Below are 9,245 nucleotides of genomic sequence, written 5' to 3'. Positions count from 1 at the left end.
CTCCAGAACGCGGATCTCACCGCAACACGTCAGCTTGAGGGGCGGCAGCGTCAGTGCAGCCGGCGCGCGGCCTCGGCGATCGAGCCGGTCATCGACGGATAGATCGTGAAGGTACTGGCCACCTGGTCGACGTTGAGGTGGTTCTCCACCGCCAGCGCGAGTGGATAGATCAGCTCGGACGCCCGGGGCGCGACGACGACGCCACCTGCGACGGTGCCACTTCCCTTGCGCGAGAACACTTTCACGAACCCGTCGTGGAAAGAGTCCATCTTCGCGCGAGCGTTGGTGGCCAGCGGGAGCATGTCGTAGCTCGCCTCCGTCAGCCCGTCGTCGATCTGCTTCTGGGTGATGCCGACGGTCGCGATCTCGGGCATCGTGAAGATGGTGGCCGAGACCCGGCTCAGCTTGAGCGGGGAGACCGCGTCGCCGAGGGCGTGCCACATGGCGATCCGGCCCTGCATCGCCGCCACCGACGCCAAGGGCAGCACCCCGGTGCAGTCGCCGGCGGCATACACACCCCGCACGGAGGTCCGTGACACGGCATCGACCTCGATATGACCCGACGCGGTCAGCTCGATGCCGGCCTCCTCGAGGCCGAGCCCGCCGGTCTGGGGCACGGACCCGACGGCGAGCAACGCGTGCGACCCGTCGACGGTGCGGCCATCGACGAGCGTGACGCGCACCCCGCTTCCGTGCCGCTCGACGCTCGCCATCCGCGAGCGTCCCAGCACCTCCATGCCGTCGCGCCGGAAGACGTCCTCGATGACGGTCGCGGCGTCGGCGTCCTCGCCGGGCAGCACGCGTTCGCGCGACGACACCAGGGTCACGGAGGCGCCGAGGCCGATGTAAGCGTGGGCGAGCTCGGCGCCGGTGACGCCGGAGCCGACGACGATCAGCTTCCCTGGCAGGGCATCGAGCGCATAGATCTGCTTCCACGTGAGGATGCGCTCCCCGTCGGGCTCCGCGGTCGGCATCGTGCGGGGGGTGGCGCCGGTGGCGACGAGGACGACGTCGGCGTCAAGGTCCTCGGTATGCCCGTCGGCACACGTCGCGCGCACCCGCCCCGGCGCGAGGAGCGTCCCGACGCCCGCGAGCAGCCGCACGCCGTCGGCGAGCAGCCGGCGGTGGATGTCGGCGCTCTGGGTGGCGGCGAGGGCGAGGATCCGCCGGTTGACGGCGGCCAGGTCGACACTGGCCCGCTCCGCTCCGAGGACACCGAGGGTGGCGCCGGAGGACAGCCCACCCATGAACGCGGCGGTCGAGACGAGGGCCTTGCTCGGCACGCAGTCGGTGAGCACGCACGCCCCACCGAGGCCGTCGCGGTCGATGACGGTGACCTGTGCGCCCATCCGGGCCGCGACGAGCGCAGCCTCGTAGCCGCCCGGACCACCCCCGAGGACGACGACCGACGAACGCACGCTCACCACCCCATCCAACCATCCACGCCATCGCGGCTGAGCCCGCCACTAGAGTCGGCGCGTGAGCGAGCCGACCACCCCCGACCTCGACGACCCCTCGACCGACCCGTTGTCCGTCGCGCAGGCCGCGGGCGCCGTCATCGCCGACCGCACCGGTGTGGCGACCCACGACGTCGCTCTCGTGCTCGGGTCCGGTTGGGGGCAGACCGGCGACCTCATCGGCGAGACGCTCGAGACCATCCCCAACGACGAGGTGCCCGGCTTCCGCAGGGCCGCCGTCGTCGGCCACTCCGGCACCATGCGCTCGGTCGCCATCGGCGAGACCGGCTTGCGGGCCCTCGTCTACGGCACCCGCACCCACTTCTACGAAGGTCGGGGCGTCCGGGCCGTCGTCCACGCCGTCCGCACCGCGAAGGCGGCGGGCTGCACGACCATCGTGCTCACCAACGGGTGCGGCGGCCTCAACCCCGCCTGGGGCCCCGGCACCCCCGTCCTCATCCGCGACCACATCAACCTCACCGCGACCTCACCCATCGAGGGCGCGAACTTCGTGGACCTGACCGACCTCTACTCCCCGCGCCTGCGGGCCCTCGCGCACGACGTCGACCCCGGGCTCGACGAGGGCGTCTACGTCCAGTTCCGCGGCCCCCACTACGAGACCCCGGCCGAGGTGCGGATGGCCGGCATCCTCGGGGGAGACCTCGTCGGCATGTCGACGAGCCTCGAGGCGATCGCCGCGCGCCAGGCTGGGCTCGAGGTCCTCGGCATCTCGCTCGTCACCAACCTCGCCGCCGGCATCTCCGACCGGCCGCTCTCGCACGCCGAGGTCCTCGAGGCAGGGCAGGCCGCCGCCGGCCGCTGCGGCGAGCTGCTCGCGCAGGTCGTCCTGCGGATCGCCACCTCGAGCGCTCCTACGACTGAAACCCGCTCTGCCACAACCACGGACGCCTGAGCGCCGATGCCGACGACGCTCACCGACGAGCTCCGCCGCCGCGCCGAAGCGTGGCTGGCCGACGATCCCGACCCCCGCACCCGCGCCGAGCTCGCGGCGCTGCTCGAGGCGGCAGCGGGCGGCGACGAGGACGCGGTGGCCGACCTCGTCGACCGGTTCTCCGGCTTCCTCGACTTCGGCACGGCCGGGCTGCGCGGCGCGATGGGGGCCGGGCCCCATCGCATGAACCGTGCTGTGGTCCTCCGCGCGGCAGCCGGCCTCGCGGCATACCTGCGGGCCGAGGGTGGTCAGGCCGAGCCGATGGTGGTCATCGGCTACGACGCGCGCCACGACTCCGACGTCTTCGCCCGCGACACCGCGGCGGTTGTCGTGGCGGCAGGCGGGCGCGCCAGCATCCTTCCCAGGCCCCTGCCAACTCCGTTGCTGGCCTTCGCGATTCGTCATCTCGGCGCCGACGCGGGGGTCATGGTCACTGCGAGCCACAACCCCGCGCGCGACAACGGTTACAAGGTCTATCTCGGCGACGGCAGCCAGATCGTCCCCCCGACCGACGTGCAGATCGCGACTCACATCGCCGCCGTGACCTCGGTTGCCGACGTGCCGCTGACCGACGACGGCTGGGAGACCTTGGGCGACGACCTCCAGGACGACTACCTCGAGGCCGTATGCCGCGTGGTCGCCGACGGCTCCCCCCGCGACCTCGCCGTCGTCCACACATCGCTCCACGGGGTGGGCAACGAGACGATCATCCGGGCCTTCGTGGGTGCGGGTTTCGTTGCGCCGCAGGTGGTTCCGAGCCAGGCGAGCCCCGACCCGGACTTCCCCACCGTCAGCTTTCCCAACCCCGAGGAGACGGGCGCCATCGACGCCGCCCTCGACCTCGCGCGGGTCGTCCACCCCGACCTCGTGATCGCCAACGACCCCGACGCCGACCGCTGCGCCGCAGCAGTGTTCGACCCCGCAGCAGAGTTCGACCCCGCAGCGGTGTTCGACCCCGCTGCACGGCTCGCCTCCGGCACGGGCCCGCCCGGCGACTGGCGGATGCTGCGCGGCGACGAGGTCGGCGCACTGCTGGGCGCGCACCTCATCGCCCGCGGCATACCCGACGGTGGCGTCCTCGCCAGCTCCATCGTCTCCTCCCGGTTGCTGGCGGCGATGGCCGCTGCCGCGGGGGTCGCCCACGAGGAGACCCTGACCGGCTTCAAGTGGATCGCCCGGGTCCCGGGACTCGCGTACGGCTACGAGGAGGCGCTCGGCTACTGCGTCGCGCCGGGGATCGTGCGCGACAAGGACGGCATCAGCGCGGCGCTGCTCCTCGCCGAGCTCGCAGCCACTCTCAAGGTCCAGGGGCGCACCCTCCTCGACCTCCTCGACGACCTCGCCGTCGCCCACGGGGTGCACGCCACCGACTCCTTCGCCGTGCGGGTCGACGACCTCGACCAGATCGCCCCCGTGATGGCGCGACTGCGTGCTGCCCCACCGACATCCGTGGCCGCCATCGACGTGGCCCGCCGCGACGACCTCGCCCGCGGCGACGGGGGCCTGCCCCCCACCGACGGGCTGCGCTTCTTCCTCGCCGACGACTCGCGGGTCATCGTCCGACCGTCGGGCACCGAGCCGAAGGTCAAGGTCTACCTCGAGGTCATCGAGCCGGTCGTCAGCGCCGCCGAGCTCGCCACCGCCCGGCACACCGCCGCCGTCCGTCTCGCCGCGATCCGGACCGAGTTCGAGACCCTGACCTCGCTCTGACTACGGGGCTCCAACAGCCCCACTTGTTGCGGTGAGATCGGCGATCGGCCCGGCTAATGCCCAGAAGGTCCGGATCTCACCGCAACACGTGGAGTGGGGTGGGTCCGGCTCAGTACTCCGGCTGGCTCGGGTCGATCTCGTGCACCCAGGCGAGCACGCCACCGTCGAGGCTCGCGACGCCCGTGAGACCGGCGGCCAGCGCCAGGCGGGCAGCCTCCGCTGAGCGGCCCCCGACCTTGCAGTGGATGACGACCGGCCGGCCCGCAGCCACGGCGTCGGCGAGCTCGCGCCGGGCGTATGCCGTGCCGTCCCGGAAGGCGTCGAGGTGGATCGCGACGGCGGTCGGGATCGCCGCGATGGACCGCTCGTCGTCGCCCCGGACGTCGACGAGCAGCGGCGGCGTCTCGGACGCGAGGGCAGCAGCCAGCGACGACACCGACACCAGGGGCAGATCGGCCCCGGGGCCGGCGGCCGGGTCCGCACCCGACACCGCGCCGACCGGCATACCGCAGAAGGCCTCGTAGTCGACGAGCCCCGTCGCGAGCGTGATGCTCGGATCGTCGCCACACACCGGGCAGCCCGGGTCACGACGCACCGGCAGCGTGTCCCACGTCATCCGCAGCGCGTCGTGCACGAGCAGCCGCCCGGTCAGGGTCTCGCCGAGCCCGAGGACGATCTTCACCGTCTCGGTGACCTGGACCGAGCCGATGGCGGCGCACAGCACGCCGAGCACGCCGCCCTCGGCGCACGACGGGACCGCGCCGGGTGGCGGCGGTTCGGGGAAGACGCAGCGGTAGCAGGGTCCGTGGCCGGCCCACCACACGCTGACCTGGCCGTCGAAGCGGTAGATCGAGCCCCAGACGTGCGGAATCCCGAGCAGCACGCACGCGTCGTTGAGGAGGTAGCGGGTCGGGAAGTTGTCGGTGCCGTCGATGACGACGTCGTAGTCGCGCAGCACGTCGAGCGCGTTGGAGGCGTCGAGCCGCACGTCGTGGCGGACGACCGTGACGTGCGGGTTGACGGTCGCCACGGTCTCGGCGGCCGACGAGGTCTTGAGCCGGCCCACATCGGCGTCGCTGTGGACGACCTGTCGCTGGAGGTTGCTCGTCTCGACGACGTCGGCATCGACGATCCCGATCGTGCCCACCCCGGCGGCGGCGAGGTAGAGCAGCGCCGGCGACCCGAGGCCGCCGGCCCCGACCACGAGGACCCGGGCGGCGGCCAGGCGCTCCTGACCGGCCATCCCCACGCCCGGCAGGAGGATGTGGCGGGCGTAGCGGGCGACCTCGTCGCGGGAGAGGGCCTGCGCGTTGACGGTGCGGGCGGTCACTCCCCGACGGTACCTCCCGGCGACCGGGCGCCGTCGCGACTCCGCTCCCGGCCGAGGGGGCTACTCGTGGGTACGATGAGCCGCACGCGCGGATCCGGACCGCCGTGGCGCCCGTCGGGCGCGCAACGCTTCGAGGAGGGGTCGACGACGATGTCGGTGGACGCACCAGGCAACGCCCGAGGGCTGCGCCTTCCCCGGTCGGCCCGTCGCGCCCAGCTGCTCGAGGCAGCGCAGGCCGCCTTCGTCGAGTCGGGCTATCACGCGGCCGCGATGGACGATATCGCCGAGCGGGCCGGAGTCTCCAAACCTGTTCTCTACCAGCACTTCCCCGGCAAGCTCGACCTCTATCTCGCCCTCCTCGACCACCACCGGACCGAGATCGAGACCGCAGTGAGGGCGGCCCTGTCGAGCACGACCGACAACAAGCAGCGCGTGCTCGACTGCGTCGGGGTCTACTTCGAGTTCGTGACCCGCGAGGGCGCTCCGTTCCGGCTGCTCTTCGAGTCGGACCTGACCAACGACCCGGCCGTGAGCGAGCGCGTCGAGGGCGTCGCGCTCACCTGCGGCGAGGCGCTGGCCGAGGTCATCGCCGCCGACACCCAGATGTCCGACGCCGACGCCCACATGCTCGGCATGGCCCTCACGGGCATGGCCCAGGTGTCGGCGCGCTACTGGCTCTCCCAGGGCTCCACGATCCCCCGCGAGGAGGCCGCCCGCATCGTCGGCCAGCTCGCGTGGCGGGGCATCGGCGGCTTCCCCAAGAGCGACGGTTCCGCTGTCGCCGAATCCTCTGTCGGCGAACACCCGGGCCACGAGGAACAGCGGCTGTCCTCATAGGGTTGACTGGAACGAGTTCATCCTTTGGCGTATGCCGGGTGGTCACCGTCCGGTGGCCGTTCGGCGCCCCAGACGAAAGGCCACATCGTGGAGGTCAGGATCGGCGTGCAGAACGTCGCTCGCGAGATCGCGTTCGAGTCCAACCAGTCCCTGGAGGAGGTCACCGAGATCGTCAACACGGCGCTCGTCGACCAGCCGCTGCTCCGGCTCACGGATGACAAGGGCCGCGTGTTCATCGTGCCCGTGCCCTCCATCGGCTACATCAACATCGGCGAGCAGGACAAGCGCGGGGTGGGCTTCGGCACCTCCTGACGTCACGGTCCCTGCGGTTGAGGGCCGCACTCCCGGGGTAACCTCCTGTCCGGTACGACGCCCTGTCGTATCCGGGCCCTCAGCCCGAAGCCGCTCGCGTCAGCGTCGGCGGATCAGGTCGGCACAGCGACCACGAAGGAGCACAGCATGGTTGGCAGTCTTATCGGAGCAATCGTCGTCGGCGCGATCATCGGCGCCCTGGGCCGGTTGATCCTCTCCGGCAAGCAGAACATCTCCCTTCTCGTGACGATCGTCATCGGGATCATCTCGTCCGTCGTCGTCAACCTCATCCTGGGGGCGATGTTCCACTACACCGGTGGCGGCGGCATCAGCTGGTGGTTCTGGATCATCTCCGCCCTCGTCGCCGCGGGCCTGATCCGGCTCTATGGCTCGATGACGAGCAAGAAGGTCTGACCCGACCACCTCTTGTCCACCGAAGGGCTCGGCCACCCGGCCGGGCCCTTCGCGTGTGTCCAGTGACCGACCGGCACACGGGTCAATCGCATACGGCAGAGGACAGCTCAGGCCGAGAGCCCGAGCCGCGCCATCCGGCGAGTGTGCTCGTCGGTGAGCCGGGCGAACATCCGCCCGAGCTCGGCGAGGTCGGCACCCGGCCGGCCGGGGGCGCCGACCAGCAGCGACGACAGCGCGTCGCGCTCGACCCCGACGCGCTGGGCCTGGGTCAGGGCCTCGCCGACCAGTCGCCGCCCCCAGAGGGCGAGTCGGCCGCTGACCCGCGGATCGGCCTTGGTCGCCGCCCGCACCTCGCGCACGACGAACTCGGCCTGCCCCATGTCGGACATCGCGGCCTCGACGAGCTGCCGGGTGGGCGCATCGACGTAGGCCGCGATCTCACGGTAGAAGTCCTGCGCGATCCCGTCGCCGACGTAGGCCTTGACGAGCCCCTCGAGATAGGTGCTCGGGCTCGTCCGCTCGTGGTAGGCGTCGAACGAGGCGACGAACGGCTCCACCGCCGCGTTGGGATCGACCCCCATCTCGCGCAGCCGCTGCGTGATCGCCTCGTAGTGGTGGAACTCCGCGACCGCCAGCCGGGCGACCGCCGCCTTCGCGGGCTGGCTCGGCGCCATCTCGGCGTCGGCGGCGAGCTGGCTGAAGGCCATCAGCTCGCCGTAGGCCAGGGCACCGAGCAGGTCGATGACCGCCGGCCGGTATGCCGCGTCGCCCGCCTCGGTCGTCCCCGCGCCCGTCCCCTCCGGGACGAGGTCTCGCCTGTCCCCGGGCTCTTCCGGGTCGTCGGAACGGCTCTCGAGCACGTCGTCGTCGCTCATGGCGCCAGCGTAGTGCGGCGGCGTGGTGTGGCCTGCTCGGACCGGCTGCCGCGCGAAAAAGGGGTGCAGTGGGTGGTGCGGGTAGACTGACGGTGTTATCCGGTGCCCGGTCGGCCCGAATCGCCACTTTTTTGCCGAGTGACTCGGCACGACAGACCTCCGATCGGCCCGAACCTCATGTCAGGGGCGACGACCCACCGCCGCGCAGCCGCGGCCTCGCCCTCGCCCCGGGCCCGATCGAGAGAACTCCTCCACCCATGACCGACACCACTGACGTCGTCACGCCCGACGACTCCCCCGCCGACGATATCGTCGACGATTCGACCACCGCACCCGCCGCGGAGCCCCAGCCCGAGCCGACCTTCGCCGACTTCGGGGTCCACCCCGACATCGTCGACGCCCTGGCCGCCCACGGCATCGTCCACCCGTTCCCTATCCAGGCGATGACCCTCCCGGTCGCCCTCGGCGGCCACGACATCATCGGCCAGGCCAAGACGGGCACGGGCAAGACGCTCGGCTTCGGCGTCCCGATCCTCCAGCGCGTCATCAGCCCGGTCGACGAGGGCTTCGACGCCATGGCCCGTCCCGGCAAGCCGCAGGCCCTGGCCGTCGCCCCGACCCGCGAGCTCGCGGTCCAGGTCGCGACCGACCTCGAGCGGGCGGGCGCCCGGCGCGGCATCCGCGTCCTCACCGTCTACGGCGGCCGCGCCTACGAGCCGCAGATCGACGCCCTCAAGCGGGGCGTCGAGGTCGTCGTCGGCACCCCGGGTCGGCTCATCGACCTGGCCAAGCAGGGTCACCTCGACCTGTCGCAGGCCCGCACCGTCGTCCTCGACGAAGCCGACGAGATGCTCGATCTCGGCTTCCTGACCGACGTCGAGACCCTGATGTCGCTGACCCCGGCCAGCCGTCAGACGATGCTGTTCTCGGCGACCATGCCGGGCGCGATCGTCGCCCTCGCCCGTCGCTACATGCAGCAGCCGACCCACATCCGCGCGATGGGCGACGAGAACGAGAACGCGCACACCGTCAAGGCGGTGACGCAGTACGTCTACCGCGCGCACGCCATGGACAAGGTGGAGATGCTGGCGCGCATCCTGCAGGCCCGCGACCGCGGTCTGTGCCTCGTCTTCAGCCGCACCAAGCGGACCGCCGCCAAGGTCGCCGACGACCTCGCCGAGCGCGGTTTCGCCGCGGCCGCCATCCACGGCGACCTCGGCCAGGGCGCCCGTGAGCAGGCCCTGCGGGCCTTCCGCAACGGCAAGGTCGACGTCCTCGTCGCCACCGACGTCGCGGCCCGTGGCATCGACGTCGACAACGTCACCCACGTCGTGAACTTCCAGTGCCCCGAGGACGAG

The 9,245-nt window shown here is 71.8% G+C and carries 9 protein-coding genes; 6 read left to right on the top strand and 3 right to left on the bottom strand.

The window, feature by feature from the left end:
* Positions 1 to 50: 50 nt before the first annotated feature.
* On the bottom strand, positions 51 to 1,427 hold the full coding sequence (locus tag Q0R63_RS15290; protein ID WP_295699036.1) for an NAD(P)H-quinone dehydrogenase: 1,377 nt from the start codon (positions 1,425 to 1,427) through the stop codon (positions 51 to 53).
* A gap of 52 nt (positions 1,428 to 1,479) precedes the next feature.
* On the opposite strand from Q0R63_RS15290, the gene Q0R63_RS15285 reads away from it, so the two are divergent.
* Together Q0R63_RS15285 and Q0R63_RS15280 are read left to right on the top strand one after the other, a co-directional pair.
* Positions 1,480 to 2,370 carry a purine-nucleoside phosphorylase gene (locus tag Q0R63_RS15285; protein ID WP_295699033.1) on the top strand — a complete coding sequence of 297 codons (891 nt, stop codon included), beginning with the start codon at positions 1,480 to 1,482 and terminating at the stop codon, positions 2,368 to 2,370.
* Positions 2,371 to 2,376: 6 nt separating this feature from the next.
* A complete protein-coding gene (locus tag Q0R63_RS15280; protein ID WP_295699030.1) occupies positions 2,377 to 4,119 on the top strand; it encodes a phospho-sugar mutase in 1,743 nt (580 codons plus the stop codon).
* A gap of 109 nt (positions 4,120 to 4,228) precedes the next feature.
* Here Q0R63_RS15280 and moeB read toward each other — a convergent pair whose 3' ends face one another.
* Entirely contained in the window at positions 4,229 to 5,449 is a 1,221-nt protein-coding gene (moeB, locus tag Q0R63_RS15275; RefSeq protein WP_295699027.1) for a molybdopterin-synthase adenylyltransferase MoeB, read from the bottom strand.
* Positions 5,450 to 5,524: 75 nt separating this feature from the next.
* Here moeB and Q0R63_RS15270 point away from each other — a divergent pair, with 75 nt between their 5' ends.
* From Q0R63_RS15270 to Q0R63_RS15260, 3 genes are all read left to right on the top strand, one after another.
* Positions 5,525 to 6,286, top strand: a complete 762-nt coding sequence (locus Q0R63_RS15270) for a TetR/AcrR family transcriptional regulator (RefSeq protein ID WP_366521145.1) — start codon at positions 5,525 to 5,527, stop codon at positions 6,284 to 6,286.
* Positions 6,287 to 6,373: 87 nt separating this feature from the next.
* On the top strand, positions 6,374 to 6,598 hold the full coding sequence (locus Q0R63_RS15265; protein ID WP_295699025.1) for a DUF3107 domain-containing protein: 225 nt from the start codon (positions 6,374 to 6,376) through the stop codon (positions 6,596 to 6,598).
* Between the two features lie 147 nt (positions 6,599 to 6,745).
* Positions 6,746 to 7,012, top strand: a complete 267-nt coding sequence (locus Q0R63_RS15260) for a GlsB/YeaQ/YmgE family stress response membrane protein (RefSeq protein ID WP_295699023.1) — start codon at positions 6,746 to 6,748, stop codon at positions 7,010 to 7,012.
* 107 nt (positions 7,013 to 7,119) lie between these two features.
* On the opposite strand, the gene Q0R63_RS15255 is transcribed toward Q0R63_RS15260, so the two are convergent.
* A complete protein-coding gene (locus Q0R63_RS15255) occupies positions 7,120 to 7,887 on the bottom strand; it encodes a ferritin-like fold-containing protein (RefSeq protein WP_295699021.1) in 768 nt (255 codons plus the stop codon).
* Positions 7,888 to 8,144: 257 nt separating this feature from the next.
* Here Q0R63_RS15255 and Q0R63_RS15250 point away from each other — a divergent pair.
* The coding region (locus Q0R63_RS15250) for a DEAD/DEAH box helicase (protein WP_295699018.1) at positions 8,145 to 9,245 on the top strand (1,101 nt) is incomplete at its 3' end.

It is taken from the genome of Lapillicoccus sp. (assembly GCF_025353065.1).
Lineage (GTDB): Bacteria > Actinomycetota > Actinomycetes > Actinomycetales > Dermatophilaceae > Lapillicoccus.
This window is presented reverse-complemented; position numbering and strand designations above follow the sequence as displayed.